Source organism: Gaoshiqia sp. US2, assembly GCF_059705485.1.
In genome coordinates, this window is record NZ_AP048550.1 from 3,964,006 (window position 1) to 3,981,523 (window position 17,518).

The 17,518-nt window shown below is 45.9% G+C and carries 15 protein-coding genes, 4 tRNA genes and 2 other RNA genes; 6 read left to right on the forward strand and 15 right to left on the reverse strand.

Translation table 11 applies throughout. The annotated features are described in order from the left end of the window. Position 1: 1 nt before the first annotated feature. From AC6H3C_RS15785 to AC6H3C_RS15815, 7 genes are all read right to left on the reverse strand, one after another. Positions 2 to 1,315, reverse strand: coding sequence for a glycoside hydrolase family 140 protein (locus tag AC6H3C_RS15785; RefSeq protein ID WP_497516375.1), 1,314 nt, complete (start codon positions 1,313 to 1,315; stop codon positions 2 to 4). A gap of 124 nt (positions 1,316 to 1,439) precedes the next feature. Then, complete coding sequence (locus AC6H3C_RS15790) at positions 1,440 to 3,011, reverse strand: sodium:solute symporter family protein (protein WP_497516376.1); 1,572 nt, start codon at positions 3,009 to 3,011, stop codon at positions 1,440 to 1,442. A gap of 5 nt (positions 3,012 to 3,016) precedes the next feature. Beyond that, positions 3,017 to 4,183 (reverse strand): four-carbon acid sugar kinase family protein, encoded by a 1,167-nt coding sequence (locus tag AC6H3C_RS15795; protein WP_497516377.1) that lies wholly within the window; start codon positions 4,181 to 4,183, stop codon positions 3,017 to 3,019. 11 nt (positions 4,184 to 4,194) lie between these two features. Then, a complete protein-coding gene (gene pdxA, locus AC6H3C_RS15800) occupies positions 4,195 to 5,235 on the reverse strand; it encodes a 4-hydroxythreonine-4-phosphate dehydrogenase PdxA (protein WP_497516378.1) in 1,041 nt (346 codons plus the stop codon). Then, positions 5,228 to 6,148: a dihydrodipicolinate synthase family protein gene (locus AC6H3C_RS15805; RefSeq protein ID WP_497516379.1), complete on the reverse strand. Its 921-nt coding sequence runs from the start codon at positions 6,146 to 6,148 to the stop codon at positions 5,228 to 5,230. Before AC6H3C_RS15805 ends, pdxA begins: the two co-directional genes overlap by 8 nt. 90 nt (positions 6,149 to 6,238) lie before the next feature. Continuing rightward, entirely contained in the window at positions 6,239 to 7,384 is a 1,146-nt protein-coding gene (locus AC6H3C_RS15810) for an iron-containing alcohol dehydrogenase (protein ID WP_497516380.1), read from the reverse strand. A 119-nt stretch (positions 7,385 to 7,503) separates the two neighbouring features. Next, positions 7,504 to 8,499, reverse strand: coding sequence for a LacI family DNA-binding transcriptional regulator (locus tag AC6H3C_RS15815; RefSeq protein WP_497516381.1), 996 nt, complete (start codon positions 8,497 to 8,499; stop codon positions 7,504 to 7,506). 255 nt (positions 8,500 to 8,754) lie between these two features. On the opposite strand from AC6H3C_RS15815, the gene AC6H3C_RS15820 reads away from it, so the two are divergent. Next, positions 8,755 to 10,287 carry a glycoside hydrolase family 28 protein gene (locus AC6H3C_RS15820; protein ID WP_497516382.1) on the forward strand — a complete coding sequence of 511 codons (1,533 nt, stop codon included), beginning with the start codon at positions 8,755 to 8,757 and terminating at the stop codon, positions 10,285 to 10,287. Between the two features lie 77 nt (positions 10,288 to 10,364). On the opposite strand, the gene AC6H3C_RS15825 is transcribed toward AC6H3C_RS15820, so the two are convergent. Then, a tRNA-Pro gene (locus AC6H3C_RS15825) sits at positions 10,365 to 10,437 on the reverse strand. 164 nt (positions 10,438 to 10,601) lie between these two features. Beyond that, positions 10,602 to 11,807: an NAD(P)-dependent oxidoreductase gene (locus AC6H3C_RS15830; RefSeq protein WP_497516383.1), complete on the reverse strand. Its 1,206-nt coding sequence runs from the start codon at positions 11,805 to 11,807 to the stop codon at positions 10,602 to 10,604. 141 nt (positions 11,808 to 11,948) lie between these two features. Here AC6H3C_RS15830 and ssrA point away from each other — a divergent pair. Next, positions 11,949 to 12,346, forward strand: a transfer-messenger RNA (tmRNA) gene (gene ssrA / locus AC6H3C_RS15835). A gap of 165 nt (positions 12,347 to 12,511) precedes the next feature. On the opposite strand, the gene AC6H3C_RS15840 is transcribed toward ssrA, so the two are convergent. The 4 genes from AC6H3C_RS15840 to ffs all read right to left on the reverse strand — a co-directional run bounded on the left by AC6H3C_RS15840 (position 12,512) and on the right by ffs (position 13,114). After that, positions 12,512 to 12,584, reverse strand: a tRNA-Gly gene (locus AC6H3C_RS15840). Positions 12,585 to 12,685: 101 nt separating this feature from the next. After that, positions 12,686 to 12,768, reverse strand: a tRNA-Tyr gene (locus AC6H3C_RS15845). A 160-nt stretch (positions 12,769 to 12,928) separates the two neighbouring features. Continuing rightward, positions 12,929 to 13,002: transfer RNA gene (locus AC6H3C_RS15850), tRNA-Thr, on the reverse strand. 14 nt (positions 13,003 to 13,016) lie between these two features. After that, positions 13,017 to 13,114, reverse strand: an RNA gene (gene ffs / locus AC6H3C_RS15855) — signal recognition particle sRNA small type. Positions 13,115 to 13,281: 167 nt separating this feature from the next. Between ffs and AC6H3C_RS15860 the strand changes: the two genes are divergently transcribed. Both AC6H3C_RS15860 and AC6H3C_RS15865 read left to right on the forward strand, forming a co-directional pair. After that, positions 13,282 to 13,839, forward strand: coding sequence for a DUF4199 domain-containing protein (locus AC6H3C_RS15860; RefSeq protein WP_497516384.1), 558 nt, complete (start codon positions 13,282 to 13,284; stop codon positions 13,837 to 13,839). A 44-nt stretch (positions 13,840 to 13,883) separates the two neighbouring features. Further along, positions 13,884 to 14,837: a glycosyltransferase family 2 protein gene (locus AC6H3C_RS15865; protein WP_497516385.1), complete on the forward strand. Its 954-nt coding sequence runs from the start codon at positions 13,884 to 13,886 to the stop codon at positions 14,835 to 14,837. A 30-nt stretch (positions 14,838 to 14,867) separates the two neighbouring features. Here AC6H3C_RS15865 and AC6H3C_RS15870 read toward each other — a convergent pair whose 3' ends face one another. Continuing rightward, entirely contained in the window at positions 14,868 to 15,095 is a 228-nt protein-coding gene (locus tag AC6H3C_RS15870) for a hypothetical protein (RefSeq protein ID WP_497516386.1), read from the reverse strand. A 61-nt stretch (positions 15,096 to 15,156) separates the two neighbouring features. On the opposite strand from AC6H3C_RS15870, the gene AC6H3C_RS15875 reads away from it, so the two are divergent. Further along, complete coding sequence (locus tag AC6H3C_RS15875) at positions 15,157 to 15,546, forward strand: ISAon1 family transposase N-terminal region protein (protein ID WP_497516387.1); 390 nt, start codon at positions 15,157 to 15,159, stop codon at positions 15,544 to 15,546. After that, positions 15,512 to 16,495, forward strand: coding sequence for an ISAon1 family transposase (locus AC6H3C_RS15880; protein WP_497516388.1), 984 nt, complete (start codon positions 15,512 to 15,514; stop codon positions 16,493 to 16,495). Before AC6H3C_RS15875 ends, AC6H3C_RS15880 begins: the two co-directional genes overlap by 35 nt. Here AC6H3C_RS15880 and AC6H3C_RS15885 read toward each other — a convergent pair. Then, positions 16,486 to 17,445: a hypothetical protein gene (locus tag AC6H3C_RS15885; protein WP_497516389.1), complete on the reverse strand. Its 960-nt coding sequence runs from the start codon at positions 17,443 to 17,445 to the stop codon at positions 16,486 to 16,488. The two genes, AC6H3C_RS15880 and AC6H3C_RS15885, sit on opposite strands and share 10 nt — an antisense overlap. Positions 17,446 to 17,518: the final 73 nt, after the last annotated feature.

Here is a 17,518-nt window from a genome sequence, read left to right on the forward strand (position 1 = left end):
TTTAAATGACCGAATCCAGGATCAATACCCAGTCGTTACCATTTTCCACCTCGCCTGCCGGGTCAAACTCCTGCACTCCCGTGTTTGCGAAGATGCCAATTTCCGTAAACTCGCCGTTACGCGGGTTGAACCAGCTTGCTTTCACCTGTTCGCCTTCAATTTTACCCATATTAACCTTGATATTTTGACCATTACAGGTATAGATAAATGCGTAATTCTTTCCACGGGTAGCTAATTGATAATCGTATTTTTCGCCCGGTTGTCCGGCCACCAACGACTGGTCTGGCACCCGTTCGAAATACGGACGCGACAGCATCAGGGTTTTCACGTGAACCATTTGTCCGGCGCCCGGGTCGTTGATGGCTTCAGTCCAGTATTTTTTAGCGCCGTAAGCTGCGCCGGTATCTTCGGGCCGGTGAAACTGCATCACCGCGTTGTGGCCGTATGTATATCCGCAGGCTCCTGCAAATACCGACCAGTAAGCATAACGGCGGACATCGGCATCGTTCCAGAATGGCTGGAGGGTATCGTGTAATCCCTGCGGAATTCCTTCATACGAAGGTTCGCCGTCCAGCGTAGGTTTTACGGGTTTTAACTGATAATCGGTTTCCACGTAACGCCAGTTGTCTTCGCCGTAAGCCAACTCGGTGTCATCCTGGTCGTAACGGCGATGCCCCGATTGAAACATATTAAAGTCCAGCCAATCTTCGTTATGAAACCACATCGAGGATTGGGTCCTGCCTCTCGGGTGAAAGGTGATCAGGTGGTTGGGATCGTTTGTGCGCAAGGCATTTCCAAGAATGTTCCAGGTTTGAATGGAATCGGCACCAGGCACATCGCCACCATTCAGCCAAATGATATTGGGCTGATCTTTATAGCGGTTGGCCACAAATTCGCCGTAAACCTGTGCTTCGTCGCGGCTGACAGATCCGCCCCGCACATTGCTTCCCCAAACGGGGACCAATGCCATGTAAAGACCTCTTTTTTCAGCTTCGCGGATCACAAAATCCATGTGGTCCCAATAGTCATATTCATCCTGATTTTCGAAACTGTTGCCTTCAGTAACCAGCGGTTGACCCACACTTTGCATAACGAGCGCCGAATCGCCGTACCTGTTTTTCGCCCCAACGCTGTGCAGCACCATCACCTGGATGACATTAAAACCTTTCTCAAGACGATCGTCGAGGTATTTAACGGCCTCTTCGCGATCGAGTTTGGAGAACAACAGCCAGCCGGTATCACCCAGCCAGAAAAAAGGATCGCCGTTCTCATCGGTAAAAAAACGACCGTCGGCCGACACTTTTAACACACCCATGCTTTTTTCTTTTTTGACTTCGGTCGTGCATGAAAACAGAAGTAGTATGAAGCTGATCAGTAAAAAAAAAGTTTTTCATCTTTGTTTGGTTTTGTATGTATTTCGATTTTATTTCATTCATCTGTTAAACGGATTTTTTCTCTTTTTGCAGTTTCCTCCAACCTGACCAGGTTAGCGAAGGATCGATGGTTTTACCCTGGTACATGAAGCTGGCCAGGTAGCCAAAGAAAATGAGCACCACATGGCTGTAAACACCGATCATGTATTTATGGTGAATGTAATTGAAAGATCCGAGGTCGATCAAAACGGATTTGCTGCCGTCCAATCCAATTGGGGTGGAAGTCAAAAGAGCCCAAGCTGTAAACAAAACACTGGCCCCGATTCCCCAATACAAACCTTGTTTATTGGCTTTTCTGCTGAAAATTCCCAGCAGGAACATACCCGCAATACCCCCCGAAAAAATGGAATACAGGGTGAAAATAATTCCCAGAACGCCCTCGCTGCCTGCCCTTACATAAAATAAAGCCACCATAATTGCTCCCAAACCGGCAATCACGATAAACAGTTTACTCATGAGCAATCTCTTTTGATCAGAGCTTTTTGGCTTCAGCCGGATATAATAATCCTCCATCAGGATAGCCGAAAGACAGTTCAGGTCGGAGTCGAGACTGGAAATAGCGGCAGCAATCAGTGCCGACAGGATTAGGCCAACCACGCCAACCGGCAATTTGGTCATGATAAAATAAGGGAAAACAGCTTCTGCTTCAATTCCTTGCGGCAAGGGGTCTCCCGTAATTTGATAATAAGAGAACAAGGCCGTTCCGATAAACATGAACATGGCCCAAACCGGCACGCTGAGCAACACCCCGATCAGAGACGCTCTCACGGCGGCTTTATCTGATTTGGCGGTCAGGTAACGCTGAACGATGGTTTGGTCGGTCCCGTATTTTTGAATGGCATAGAAAACCCCGTTCAGAGCCATTACCACGAAGGTCAGGTTCACAAAATCCCAGTCAAAAGGTCCGAAACCGATCCGCCCGTTTCGCATGGCCACATCCCAAACTTCCACAGGCCCGCCTTCGGGCAGGAACAGCAGGATACCAAGAGCAATAATCCCACCGACAATCAATAAAAAACCCTGGATCACATCCAGCCAGATGACCGCTTCAATTCCGCCTAACATGGTTAAAACAACTACGGCCCCACCGATGATCCAAATCACGGTTAGCGTATCCAAACCAGTCATCTTACTCAACGCCAGCGAGATCAGAAAAAACACCGTTCCCATTTTTGAAAAGTGGGTCAGGATAAAAGAAACAGACGTATATAGCCGTGCAAAAAAGCCAAAGCGTTTTTCAAAATACTCGTAGGTACTGAGTTGAATGACATGCCTGAACAAAGGCACCACAAAACCAACAATGGCGATCAGAACAATCGGTACCATCAGTCCCTGCACCAACAGAATCCAGTTGGAGGAAAAACCTTCACCCGGATAGGCCAAAAAGGTAATACTGCTGATCAGGGTCGCCAGAATCGAAATGCCGATAGCCCATGAGGGAATGGATCCTTTGGCGGTAAAATAATTTTTTGTGTCTTTTTGTCTTTTTGAAAACCAAAATCCAATCCCCAGCGATACCAGCAAGGTGGCAATCATGATCAGGTAATCAATCAGATGAACAGATGGTACTGCATCCATAATATTTAAAGTTTAGTTAGTTCTTTACCGGTTAATATTTCAGGCCATGTGTAACTGCCGGGTTTGGTGGTTACCGTTAATCGCGGATAACGTTCGGTATGCATTTGGATAACGCCAAAACTCAACTCTCTGAACGGAGTTAATTGTTTAATTTCCAAATGACAAAGAATCAGCGAGGCTGTTGCCCCGCCCTCAATAAAAAGGTCGTCGATCTCAACCTGGTCAAATACTTTTCTGACCACCCGGCTGACGTTTTTCCGGATTGTTTCGGCCGAAATCTTCGTATTCTGATCGGAACAAATTGTTGTAACCGCCACTCTCCGGTTTTCCCGGATCGCTGTCACAATCCGGTCTGCCAGAACAATCAGCGACCTGGAAGGCGTATCCTGCTTCTGAAATATTTCTTTGTTCAGGTTAATGATCTCAATTCCGGCTTCTTTAAATTTACCCATCATCGCGTCATCTTTTGGGAACGTACTTCCCAATACAAATAAAGCATGTTTTCCCGGAACAAGGTCCAGGTTGTTCCCTTCCGATTTCACCGGAAAATCTTTTTGCAAAACCGCATCGAAAAAACCGGAGCCTCCGGCAAGAACAGATTGCCCGTCAGCCTTGTCGGCCCACGAAGCCAGGTTTTCCACCGTAAGCACGTTCCCGATGATGATCCCCTGATCGGGCAATTGGTCGTTGACATTCTTTACCACGACATCGCCGGCATTGTTGCCAATAATTTCACGGACGTCTGAATATTTAACCGGAAACTCCGGATCATGTGCAAAAGATGTTTCGGCCAGGGGTACGCCGCCAACATAATAAACGCCATCTTTGATAATCCGGTTAAAATGCGGGTTTGCGGGAACCATAATCACCCTTTGTTTGCCGGATGCGGTTTTCTGGCTGGTTAATTCGGCATACACGTTTCCGCGTAAAACAGAATCCAGCTTTTTAAATATATATTTTGGGTTCAGTTCCATCAACTGACGGGTAACCTTTTCAATTTCCTTTTTTGCCAGATTCGCGGGCATCGAACGGGTTTCGGTGGCAAGCACCAGCAAATCAACGCCTTCGACGGCATCCACCGAAGTTTCAATCAAAACCTTCATCCCCCGGCGTAACCCGATCCCTCCGATCTCTGCAGCGCCTGTAAAATCATCGGCAATTACTGCTATCATTTTCTCTTCTTTCAACATTTTTGATTTTGATGTAATTTGATGGCATAGCCAATCGCGAACAACAAGGCGTCGGCGCTGGCGATCCCTTTTCCGGCAATTTCAAAAGCGGTCCCGTGATCAACCGAGGTGCGGATAATCGGCAAGCCCAGCGTGATGTTCACCCCTTTCACGCTTTTCATAGCCTGTTTTTCCTCATCCCAAACAAAACCGACCAGCTTAAACGGAATGTGCCCCTGGTCGTGATACATAGCCACGCAACCATCAAAGCTACCTCCGCTGGCCAACGAAAACAAGGTATCCGGAGGAAATGGCCCTTCGGCCCGGATGCCCTGTTTTTTGGCATCCTGAACAGCCGGTAAAATCTCTTCCGTTTCCTCTGTTCCAAAGAGGCCGCCATCGCCGGCGTGCGGGTTGAGGCCTGCCACCCCGATACGCGGGTTTTCAATGCCGATCTTTCTCAATCCATCGTATGTCAGGCGGATCACATCGAGCACGCGTTGACGTTTCACCAGATCGCAGGCCTGCCTTAGCGAAACATGCGTACTGACATGGGTCACTTTGATTTTTTCGTCGGCCAGCAACATAGCGTACTTTTCTGTTCCCGTAAAATGGGCATAAATCTCCGTGTGACCCGAAAAATGATGACCGGCCATGTTGATCGCTTCTTTATGAATCGGGCCGGTTACCGTGCCGTCCACCTCGCCGTTCATCGCCAGTTCAATGGCTTTACGAACAGCCTGGAAGGCCAAATCGCCTGCAGGAGCCGAAACTACCCCCGTTTTTATTTCAGCAAGCTGATCCGAAGAAATGTCATATACATCGATGGTTCCGTGAGAAAAACGGGCCTGACTAACTTTTTGTACCGGATTGATTTTTAAATCCAGTCCGGTCAGCTTCACCGCCTCCTTCATAATTTGCACATTGCCCACCAAAAGAGGGTTGCAGGTATCGTAAACCGAAATTTCATTCAAAGCTTTGGCAGCAATCTCCGGGCCGATCCCCGCGGGGTCGCCCATCGTAATGGCCAGCGTTATTTTATTCTGATTATTCATTCAACGAAATGTTTTGCAGTTCTTTTTCCAGTTCTTTCCTGTAGGTCGATTCTTCCTCCTGTTCCATCCGGTAGATGGGAGGTATCATTTGCGTTCCGCACAATCCCTTTACCGACATAATGACTTTCAGCGCCGCCAGCGATTCGCTCAAACTGCGCTCCTTTTGGTACCAGGCCGACAATTCGTTTGTTTGTTGCTGAAGCATTTCGGCCAATTCCCAATCACCATTCACGGCGGCTTCGTACAACTTCACATAAGGAAGCGGGGCAAAATTTCCGGTACTGGGGACAATCCCGTCCGAGCCGTTTTTCAGCGCATAAACCGACATAGCAGCCCAACCGGTCAGGTGAGCAAAATCTTCACGGTCTTTCCACAAAGCCAAAGCCTGGTCAAGCCGTTCCTGGTTGCGTTCCGAATCTTTCAGCCCGGCAATATTGGGATGATAACTCAGTTGTTCCAGTAAAGCAAGCGGGATGGAAAAGCCGGTTGTGGCCGGTATGTTATAAAAAATCAGGGGTTTCGGACAGGCTTCGGCCAACTGCTCGCAATAACGCAGGGTGTAAGCATCTTTCAGCGGATAGTACGACGGCATGTTGGCCACCAGCACATCGGCTCCCAGGCCGGCAAAACGTTTGGCTGCTTCGATCGATTCGGGCAGGCAATTACCCGAAATTCCGGCATAAACCAAAGCCTTTCCGTTGACCTGTCTGACGGTTTCTTTCACCAACACTTCTTTTTGCTGAAACGACAGCGAGCTGGCTTCGCCGGTGGTACCGGCAATAAACGGGCTGGCCCCTGCCTGAAGCAACAGGCCGATGATGTTCCCGACAGCTTCCCGATCAATGGAATAATCCTCATTCAACGGGCTAACCATCGGAACGATGACGCCTTTATAGGGATTGTTTTTTTTCATTTTTTTATATTTTAAGATGGAAGACGGAGGATTGAAGACCGGAGACGGAAGACCCGCTCTTCTGACTTCCGACTTCTGACTTCCGACTTCTTAATACGCTTTTTTATATATTTCCAGTGCATCCTGAAGACTTACTTCACGCACATTGTTTCTCAGCAAACGCTGTACTTTCAGGGCAGAAACGGCCAAATCACCAAGCACATTTTCAGACAGGCCGATCTCTCTCAATTTTTTGGGAATACCAATTGATTTCATCAGCTCTTTAATTGATTTAACAGCAGCCCATGCATATTCTTCATCTGATTTTAAACCTTCGATGCCAATCGCTTTTGCGATTACCGCATATTTTTCGGTTGCAGCAGGCAGGTTAAATTCCAGGACATAAGGCAAAATCAGGGCATTGGAAAGGCCATGTGCAATTTTATATTTACTCCCCAAGGGATAAGCCAGCGCGTGTACAGCTGTGGTATTGACAGGTCCCAGGCACATGCCGCCGTAAACGCTCCCCAGGGCGACCTTGCCCCTTGCTTCCAGGTCTTTTCCATCGTCATACGCTTTTTTCAGGTTCCTGAAGATCAACTGCATCCCTTCAAGCGCAATCCGGTCGGTTACCGGGTGGGCAAAGCGGTTGATAAAAGCTTCGAGGCAATGGGTAAAAGCGTCCATCCCGGTTGAAGCGGTGATGGCGGGAGGCACGCCAACAGTCAGTTTCGGATCAATGTAAGCGGCATCCGGAATCAGAAACGGGCTGATAATCCCTTTCTTCTCCTGATCGGTTTCGTCCAGAAAAATGGCATTGGGCGAAACTTCGCTGCCGGTTCCCGATGTCGTGGGCAGGCAAGCCAGGTAAGTTTTCCTTTCCTTTAACAGGTCGATGCCTGTAATTTCGGTTGTTGCCTGTGAATTGCTGATTTGCGCAGCAAGCAGCTTGGCCGTGTCGAGCACGCTGCCGCCTCCGATACCCACCACCGCATCGGCCTGAAAATCGCGGGCCAGCTCTAAAATCGTTTCAAACTCGGCAAACGTGGGCTCATTGGTCATCCGGTCGTAAACCTGAATGCCGACGCCTGCCGACTTCAACGACGCCAAATAAGGGGCCAGTGTTTTATTCAACACCGGGATCGTCAGCAAAAACAAACGTTTAAATTCACCTTCAAGAAAGTCATCAACAAATTGCGACAGACTTCCATTGCCAAAAACAAAGCGGGTTGGATTATTTATAATTAGTTTTTCCATGATATTTTAAATCAAAATGAAAACGTTTACATTTTCAGACAGTATATTTTTCAAGCACTCACAAAAATATAAATTTGAAATTAATTGAAAACGTTTTAATGAAAAAAATCTGACTTCGTTCAGCAAGAACTGCGAACCATTAACTCCGAATTCAAGGTCATTTGAATCGGTGTCCGTTTCGGATCGCGAATCCGTTGGATTAAAAGCTCCCCTGCCCTTTGCCCTATTTCATAGGCCGGTTGCCGTACGGCAGTCAGCGGCGGGTTCAGCGAATTGGACCAGTTCATATCGTCAAAGCCAATAATGGCTATTTCCTGTGGTATGCGAAGTTTTCGTTTATGGATTGTCTCGAGCGCCCCGAGGGTGATCAGGTTATTCCCGGTAAACAAGGCATCCGGCGGTGTATCCAAGTCGAACAGTTTTCCGGCCAGTTCTACCCCGCTTTCGTATGTGGAGTTTCCGTGAACAAGCAATTGCGGATCAAAAGGAAGGTTGTTTTCATTCAGCGCTCTTCTGTAACCTTGCTCCCGCAAACGCGAGGAAGGAATGGTGGACAAACCGGCAATGTGGGCAATTCGTTTATACCCTGCCTTGGACAGGTAATCCACGGCCGCAAAGGCGCCGGCATCGTTGTTCACCCAAACCACATCCACATCAATCCCGTTAAGTCCGCGGTCGACACAAACAACCGGCAAGCCATTTTTCACCATCTTTTTTACGCGTAGGTCATCTTCGCTGGCCGGAGCCGCGATTAATCCGTCGATGGCCTCCGATTCGAGAATATCCAGGTACATGGCCTCTTTTTTCTCGTCCTGACTGAAATTGCAAACAATAATCACATAGTTGTTTTTGTAGGCGATATCCTCAATGCCACGCAGCACATCTACATAAAACGGATTCTGAATATCGGGAATCAGTACGCCCAGCAAGTTACCGGGTCCTCCTTTCGAACGAAGCCTTTTAGCCACCCGGCTGGGCTGATATTTCAAATCCTTAATCGCTTTCAGAATTTTTAGCCTTGTCTCTTCATTCACACTGTTGCTATTATTCAGCACCCTCGAAACAGTAGCGATGGATACGCCTGCCCGCTTAGCGACTTCATTCATGCTTGCCATAAACGCTGTTTTAAAGAATTTTTAACGGGTTGAAAAACTGACGACTTGTTGTCGTTCAACCAGAATACAAATGTAAACGATTTCACGAAACAACAGAATATTTACACCTGTTTTTTACACGGAGAAGAAAAAAGTATAACTAAAAGAAAAAGGTGATTCCCATAAATTTGCATCGAGATGTAATCGTTTACATTATTTTTGCTTTTTTTGTAACAACAACGATACAAAACGTATTTAATCATCAAATACAAACCCATGAAAAGAACTGTAAAAATCTTCCTGCTGCTATTGTTGTCGCTGAATCTTAACGCGCAACAGGAAGGATGGAAAAACGTGCTGGATTACGGCGTAAAAGCAGATGATGAAACCTTAAACACCGAAATGATCCGCGAGCTGATCGAAACAACCGCGACAGCAGGCGGAGGAACCCTCTACTTCCCGGCCGGCAATTACTTAACCGGCCCCGTTCATCTGAAAAGCAACATCACGATTTACCTGGAAGCCGGAGCTACTTTGCGTTTTACAGATGATTTTGATGCTTATTTACCGATGGTACAATCGCGCTGGGAAGGGACCGATGTCGTCAATTTTTCGCCACTGATTTATGCATACAAGGCCGAAAACATCACCATCACCGGACGGGGAACCCTGGACGGGCAAGGCAAAAAATGGTGGGATTATCATCACTTCCTGTACTCGCAGCCCAAGGACTTCAAATCGAAATGGCAACAACTGTTTGCCGAAAATAATCCCGACGTGCTGTTGCCCGACGAACCCGATATGATTACCCGGGGCTTTTGCCGTCCCCCGTTTATTCAACCGATGTATTGTTCCAATATCCGGATTGAGGGGATTACCATTGTCAATTCACCATTTTGGACGGTCAACCCGCAGTTCTGCGAAAATGTCACTGTTGATGGTGTAACGATCAACAATCCCAAATCACCCAACACCGACGGTATTAACCCGGAATCGTGCCGCTACGTGCATCTATCCAATTGCCACATTTCGGTGGGCGATGACTGTATCACCATCAAATCGGGGAAAGACCGCGCCGGGCGTAAAATGGCCGCTCCCTGCGAAAACATCACCATCACCAACTGCACCATGTTGCGCGGACACGGCGGCGTAGTGATCGGAAGCGAAATGTCGGGCGACGTAAAAAAAGTAACCATTACCAACTGCGTGTTTGAAGGCACCGACCGGGGTATCCGGATCAAATCGACCCGCGGACGAGGCGGCGTGGTGGAAGATATCCGGGTTAGCAATGTGATTATGAAGGATATTCGCGAAGAAGCGATTGTACTGAACATGTATTATCGCCAGTCGGAATACGAAGAAGTTTCGGAACGGACGCCTGCTTTCCGGAACATCCATTTCAGCGGAATTACCGGAAACGCCAAACAGGCCGGCTTCCTGCTGGGACTGGAAGAACTACCCATCAGCAACATTTCATTTACCGACATCCGCATCAACGGCGAAATTGGCTTCACCGTAAAAGACGCTCAGGATATCAGTTTTCACAATGTACAAATGAATGCCACCAAGGGGCCTACCCTTTCCATCGAAAAGAGCAAATACATCGAAATCAACGCGTTCAGCTCCAACTCGCCATTAAAAAACACACCGGTGATTCAACTCGATGACGTGGAACAGCTTAGCCTGATCAACTGTTACCAACCGCGTGAAACCGATATCTTTATTCAACAAAGTAAAACCTGCAAGGACTTGTTTATTGGAAATAACATCCTTCCCAGGGTCAGGAAAAAAATTTTGGTGATAAAATAAACAACCAAGGCGCACAAAAAAAGCCTGTAAATCATGTAATTTACAGACTTTTTAAATTCTATTTGTGTTTTATTTTGTCGGGATGATCCGACTCGAACGGACGACCCCCACGTCCCGAACGTGGTACGCTACCAACTGCGCTACATCCCGATCATTAACGGGATGCAAAAATAGTATTTTCATCGAATAACCTAAAAGGATGTTCATTTTATTTCAATTTAAATGCAATATTTTTTCAGGTACAGTCATCCGGCAGGTTTATTCAAACCCGGTCTGATTTATTCTGTTTGAAAACCAATGACCCGGAAAACCGCTTAGTCTTTACCTTTCAAAAAATCCCGCAGGTAGCTAAATTGTTCGGTCAGCTGGCCGTTTTTCAAAATAGTAGCCCGTCCAACAATCCCATCGGTATCTTCGCCAAACAGCGAGGGTAAAACCTGGTAGTACAGGTCTCGCGCAAAGGTGCGCGAGGCGTCAAAAGGCAATGCGGTCGGCAGATTGTCCACGGCCATCACCGTGACGTGCGCGGATGATGAAAAAGCGGGTTGCTCCAGAAGATTCTTTGTATTTACATCATAAAACGGATCGTCGATGGACGACGTACGAATCGTTGTTGGAATTGGTCCGGGAACATCGCAACTGACATCGGCAATCAGCGAAATGCCAAAATCCGGCGAACGAAGCTGTGCTGTGGTGAAAAAATGCGGAGATGCCTGATCCCAGAAATGACAGGGAATAAAAATATCGGTCGGTTTCAAATAGGGAGAGAAGGCCGACCTGTAATCTTTCGGATTGAGATAAAAATCGTCCCGGTCGAACTTGACTTGTTTTTTTACTACATAATCCTCTGGGTCGAGCCGGACATAAACCGGGTGGTCGTATTCTTTTTCGAGAAAATCTTTCGGCAATACCTCGGCGATTCCCATTTCATGAATCATCTCTAATGCTCCGGACGCGACTCTTCCACCTCCTGTTATTAAAATTTTCAGCGGGGGAAGTTCTAATGTCCGCAAATGATGATGCAATTCCTTCAGGTTACGGCAGGTTTGCGGTCCGGGTAAATCAATTCCCATGAAACGTTTGGCTGTTCCCTGGAAAGCATAGTAGGCGCCTACAACACCGGCCCAGAATCCAAAGGCCACCAGCCGGTTATGATGTTGATCGGTAAAGTATTCATAATCCAGGAGCGTGATCTTTTTACCAGCCATTTTTTTAAAAAATGAACGATTAAATGCCTGCTGTTTCGCTACATGGGCAAACATGACATAGGTTTTTCCTTCGATCAGGTTTTCTTCCGAAACTTCCTTAACTCCGATGAGCAGATCGCAATGCGAAACATCATCAACCACCTGAATTCCAAGAGCCCGGTATTCGTCATCCCGATGAATGCGAACGGAGGATGATTGAATGAACAAGCTGACCTCAGGATAATTTTCCCGGATCAACCGGGCTGTTTCCGGAGTAATGGCTACCCGGCGGTCATGATCTCTTCGGGTTTCACGTAATACGCCTACTTTCATATACCGTTCAAATTTGCATTGATTAACCCCGTCAATCCGGCTCTTGTCATATCTGTTTCAGATGAAGGTTTATTTTAAAGATAGGTAATATCATTTTAAATATCGCAGAATTTTCTGTAATTTTGTCGTCCCTTACTATCCGGGGATGACTGGTTTTGACAGCGGGTAGAAGAGGTATGTAAGCATGCTGAGCATTGTCTGTTGGCTCAATAATCTCAACGGGCAAACTTTTAATTGGCGAAAATAACTACGCTCTTGCTGCGTAATTCTACTATGTAGATTACACTTTATTCCTGCACTAGGTGTGGGGACGAGACATTGCCCGGGTGCTATTTTCCTGAAGCGGCCCGAACCGGCGGTGCAAATAAATCGGGAATAGTGAAAGTTTAGCTTCGGGGCTTTCGCAAAAATTAAGAAGCTAAGGCAGTAGTCGGTGGCCTTGATCCAGCTGCTGCTCGAAAATCAAGTCTTGGCTAAGCATGTAGAAAGCGTATTGCTTCCTCGTTTGGACCCGGGTTCGACTCCCGGCATCTCCACTTTTTCAAAAAGCATTCAAAAGCAAACTCCTGTAAATGTGTCATTTACAGGAGTTTTTATTTTTTATCGAGCTTGATCCGGAATTGGCAATAAGCTTTGGATGAGAAGTGATCCAAAAAAATCTATTAAAAAAGGGAAAATCATTCGGCAAATGACTTTCCCTTTTGAGCGGGAGACGGGATTCAAACCCGCGACCCTTAGCTTGGAAGGCTAATGCTCTATCGACTGAGCTACTCCCGCTTTTGATTGATGACTGTTGATTTTTGATTGATGATTTGAGAATATCGTAGCCTTTTTTAGCAATTCATTCATCAATCATCTTTTATCAATCATCATTCGTGTGGGGAGAGCAGGATTCGAACCTACGAAGGCATGAGCCAGCAGATTTACAGTCTGCCCCAGTTGGCCACTTTGGTATCTCCCCTTTATGCAGAATATCAGAAGGTTAGAATGCAAGAGGATTAGAATAATCTCTCCGATCTTACTTCGTAATTCTTAAACATTTTTCAGAACTTTCCTGGAAAATTCCCCGGCAAAATGCTTTCTGACATTCTACCCTTCCAATCTTCCAACCTTCTTTGGTGAGCCGGATCTCAGATTCGAACTGAGGACCCCGAGATTACAAATCACGTGCTCTGGCCAACTGAGCTAATCCGGCAACAAGTCATAAAAAGTGGGTAAGCTACCTGTATCGCACCGCTCAACCACTTACCCTTGCTGCCTTCCGACCCTGGGGGGTTCAGCAGGAGCTGGTCGTACAGGACTTACCCGGCGACAAAAGTAGAAAAAATTGTATATCCGACAAACTAAAAACACAACTCACCGGCGCTTTTTTCAAATATTCCGGTTAATCCGTTAATCTTCAAGAAAATATTTATATAACTTTTTTTTCAGCTAAAAAATCAGATATATTTGCTAAAAACTCCCAAACAATAACATGATGGAACAAAAATCAACATTCTGGAAAAGCGCTATGACACATGGGTTGTACCTTGGAGTCGCCCTTATTCTTTATGGCATCATTATTTATGTGGCCGGTGAGAATACAAACAAATCATTAGGATTAATCTCTTATGCCATTATGGCTGCCGGAGTAGTTTACGCGCAAATTAACTACCGGAATCACGAATTGAACGGGTTTATAAGCTATGGACAGGCGCTCGGTTACGGAGTTGTTGTCATGCTCTTTGCCGGTATCCTCAATTCGCTGTATTCAATTATTCTGTTCACCTACATTGATCCCGGTTTGATTGATCAAATCCGCATTGCACAGGAAGAAGTGATGATGGCCAGGGGCATGTCTGACGAACAAATTGAATTAACAGGACGGTTGACCGCCAAAATGATGACGCCGGGCTGGATGGCTATTTCCGGTTTGTTTGCATTTGGACTGATTGGATTAATTATCTCATTGATCTCTTCTATTTTTGTCAAAAAACAGGATGACGAAAGTGCCTTTGAAAATGCGATGACCGAGATCAAGTCTGAAGATTAACAGACAGTTAAAACAACAAGACATATTAACTAATTTTTCTGCACGTGAATATTTCCGTAGTTATTCCTTTGTATAATGAAGAAGAATCGCTTCCCGAATTAACGGGATGGATTAAAAAAGTGATGGATGAACACCGGTTTTCGTACGAAATCATTTTGATTGACGACGGGAGCAATGATAACTCCTGGGCCATCATTGAAAAGCTTCATCACGAAAACCCCGATGTAAAAGGCATAAAATTCAGGAGAAACTATGGAAAATCGGCCGCCCTGCAGGTTGGCTTTACCGACGCGCAAGGTGATGTCGTGATTACGATGGATGCCGATCTGCAAGACAATCCGGAAGAAATCCCGGAACTTTACCGCCTGATCACGGAAGGAAATTTTGATTTGATATCGGGATGGAAAAAAAAGCGTTACGACCCGCTCTTTTCAAAAAATATCCCTAGTAAGTTTTATAACTGGATTGCCCGGCGCAGTTCCGGAATTAAAATCCACGATTTTAACTGCGGACTGAAAGCGTACCGGAAAACCGTTGTGAAAAGCATTGAAGTATACGGAGAAATGCACCGCTATATCCCCATTATTGCCAAATGGGCCGGGTTCAAACGAATTGGTGAAAAAGTGGTGCAGCATCAGGAACGTAAATACGGGATTACCAAGTTCGGCTTCGAACGCTTTATCCGCGGGCCGCTCGATCTGCTTTCGGTGATCTTCATCGCGAAGTTCAGCAAACGTCCCATGCACTTTTTCGGATTGATCGGCTCCCTGGTCTTTCTGATCGGTTTTATTTCGGCTGCATGGGTGGGAATCAGCAAACTCATCGCCGTTTCGAAAAAAATTGCAGCACCCCTGGTCAGCGAGAGTCCGTATTTTTACCTGGCATTAACCGCCATGATCATTGGTACCCAATTATTTATGGCCGGCTTTTTGGCCGAATTATTTTCCCGGAATTCATCCGAACGAAACAGGTACCTGATCGATAAAAAAATTATCTGATTCTTTCAAACGGTTCATCCTTTTCATCAATCAGATATTTTTTGACCGGTATTTCCTGACCAACTTATTCAACTTCTCATTGCTTATGTCCTGCTGTTCCAGGTACTCATAAGCTCTTCGGGCAATAAACCGGTTTTTGTGTTCCAAAAGATCGGCCACCTGAAAAGCAATTTCTTCGGAGGAAACCCCCTGGATGACAAAAAGTCTCAGGACGCGTTCAACAATGCTCACACTCAGATCCGGCAGATGGCGGATCAAATGAACTTTGTAGGGGGAATGTAAAAAATTATAATCTTTGTTCTGCACCAAATATTAACCAATGGCAGAACAAGAATCACGATATCGGGAGTTAATCCGGTTACTATTACCAGAAGAGTTATTCGATTACTTTACTGTGATCAGCATCAAAGTTGAAGATAAAGCAGTGCATGTATACTTGGATGAGATTGATAATAAACCTGAGGCTTACCTCAATGAGAAGCTCACATCAAAAGGATTTCATGCCGAGGTTGTTATCCAAGACTTTCCTATCCGCAAGAAGGCTGTATTTCTGCACGTACGCAGGCGAAAGTGGTTGGTGGAGGCCACTGGAGAACTGGTCAGTAAGTCATGGAACCTGACAGCAGAGGGGACGCGTTACACCAAAAGTTTCGCGGATTTTTTAAAAGGATTATTTGGACAATTACCCAATAAGCAGCAACAGCCTTGAGAAACATTATTATATTGATGGAGACCGGTTTGGCCAGCAGTACAAGGAACATTTGAGCGGGTACAGGGACTGGGATCAAAAGGATCATGCCCGCGAATGGATACTTTACCCCGGAAACCTGGGACCCCACCTGAGCATTGACGAGACTGCCCTTTCAAACGGTGACCTTTACACCGTGGTGACCAATAAAGACGGGAAAGGACGCAAAGGCGCACTTGTGGCAATGATCGAAGGCACAGCATCAGAAAAGGTCATAAGGGTGCTCAACAGTATCCCTAAAAAAGAACGGGAAGTGGTCAGGGAAGTTACACTTGATATGGCCGCATCGATGAACAAGATCGCCAGAAGGTGTTTTCCATGTGCCATAAGGGTAATTGACCGTTTTCATGTACAGAAGCTGGCCAATGATGCGATTCAGGAGATTCGTATAGCACATCGTTGGGATGCAATAAACCAAGAGACCAATGCCAAAGAAAACGCTAAACTTGACGGTAAAAAATATGTCCCTGAGGAGTTGCAGAACGGTGATACAAAAAAACAACTGCTGGCCCGTAGCCGCTACCTGTTGTTCAAATCGGCTGAAAAATGGACGCCAAAACAAAAGGAACGCGCAAAGTTATTATTCGGGCTATATCCCGATATCAAGCAGGCATACTGGTTGGTACATGGATTAAGGATGATCTTTACAAACACTAAAAACAAAGGCGTGGCGTATACCAAAATGGCAAAGTGGTTCAACGATGTAACAGACTCCGGTTTCAAATCTTTCAATACTATATCGGCAACCTTCTACTCTCATTACCCCGAGATATTGAACTATTTTGATAATCGGAGCACAAATGCTTCGGCTGAATCGTTCAATGCAAAAATCAAAGCATTTAGGGCTACCCAAAGAGGTGTCAGAGATATCCCATTTTTCTTGTTCCGATTAGCTAAAATTTATGTGTGAAAATGATTCGCTCCACCAGAAAGTTGAATTGATCCCAGATGGCGGGCAAGTTCGGTCGAAACCTGCGGCGACAACATGGAAACATGGTCCAGTCTTTCCAGAAGGTTTCGCTGGTTCATGTAGCTCAAACCCTTAAAATGACTGGCCAACCCGATCTGAACCGCTTGCTCTTCAAGAATAGAATCAGGCAAAGCCGATAGCGCCAAACCAGCCAGTATATCAGGCATATCGTTGATTTTCAGAACGATAAATGCTTTAAATTCATCCGACCAGCTTAAGTGGGGTCCCATATTTTCCAACACCCAAAGCTTGTCATGATAATCGGTACTATTTAAAATTTGGACAGCCAGCTCATCGGTCAGCCTGTCCGCTGTATAATTCCGGATTTCCTTTTGGGTAGAGCCGTAAACCAGGTTCCAAATCGTATGTGTGGTATACACGGCATCTTCCACCGAGGCCTCTTTGACCGATCGGATGGTTGCTGCCGAAACCGCGTCAACTTCAGGATTTGGTTCGGTGGTTAACTGGTCAATCCGATACGATCCAAGTACAGAATAGGGATTTGCTAAAATGGTCTCCAACTGACGATAGTCTTCCTCCTTAAACGGGATGTGATCCGTTTTACTCAAGAACTCTCCCTCGGGCAATACAAATCCCCAGTAACGCCCGGTAGCAGTCCAATATAAGATCACATTCAATAACCTGCATTCACCGTTAACACAAACGCCGGTATGTATTTTCCGAAAATAGGAATGAATGCGTCCCTGACTATTCTCACAAATAAAAAGGGTGTCGTTGGGGATGGTATCCCTAAAATCAACAATCTCCCACCGGATCCTCAAACTATCTGCTTCGTATGCCGGAGCATCAAAAAAACCAATGACTGCAGTTTTTTCAAGATCGAAAAACAAGCCCACCCACAAAAAAATAATTGTATAAATAATTTTCATCCCTCTTTAAAAACGATTTTAAGACCTGTTTGTTTTAAACATGCCGGTTTTGATCCCTGAATATTCACCGATC

Excerpts from the sequence above, each read along its gene's own strand:
- AC6H3C_RS15830 (WP_497516383.1), bottom strand. The coding sequence starts at position 11,807 with ATGAAAGTAGGCGTATTACGTGAAACCCGAAGAGATCATGACCGCCGG.
- pdxA (WP_497516378.1), bottom strand. The coding sequence starts at position 5,235 with ATGAATAATCAGAATAAAATAACGCTGGCCATTACGATGGGCGACCCC.
- AC6H3C_RS15820 (WP_497516382.1), top strand. The coding sequence starts at position 8,755 with ATGAAAAGAACTGTAAAAATCTTCCTGCTGCTATTGTTGTCGCTGAAT.
- AC6H3C_RS15885 (WP_497516389.1), bottom strand. The coding sequence starts at position 17,445 with ATGAAAATTATTTATACAATTATTTTTTTGTGGGTGGGCTTGTTTTTC.
- AC6H3C_RS15815 (WP_497516381.1), bottom strand. The coding sequence starts at position 8,499 with ATGGCAAGCATGAATGAAGTCGCTAAGCGGGCAGGCGTATCCATCGCT.
- AC6H3C_RS15860 (WP_497516384.1), top strand. The coding sequence starts at position 13,282 with ATGATGGAACAAAAATCAACATTCTGGAAAAGCGCTATGACACATGGG.
- AC6H3C_RS15805 (WP_497516379.1), bottom strand. The coding sequence starts at position 6,148 with ATGAAAAAAAACAATCCCTATAAAGGCGTCATCGTTCCGATGGTTAGC.
- AC6H3C_RS15790 (WP_497516376.1), bottom strand. The coding sequence starts at position 3,011 with ATGGATGCAGTACCATCTGTTCATCTGATTGATTACCTGATCATGATT.
- AC6H3C_RS15875 (WP_497516387.1), top strand. The coding sequence starts at position 15,157 with ATGGCAGAACAAGAATCACGATATCGGGAGTTAATCCGGTTACTATTA.
- AC6H3C_RS15785 (WP_497516375.1), bottom strand. The coding sequence starts at position 1,315 with ATGGGTGTGTTAAAAGTGTCGGCCGACGGTCGTTTTTTTACCGATGAG.
- AC6H3C_RS15795 (WP_497516377.1), bottom strand. The coding sequence starts at position 4,183 with ATGATAGCAGTAATTGCCGATGATTTTACAGGCGCTGCAGAGATCGGA.
- AC6H3C_RS15810 (WP_497516380.1), bottom strand. The coding sequence starts at position 7,384 with ATGGAAAAACTAATTATAAATAATCCAACCCGCTTTGTTTTTGGCAAT.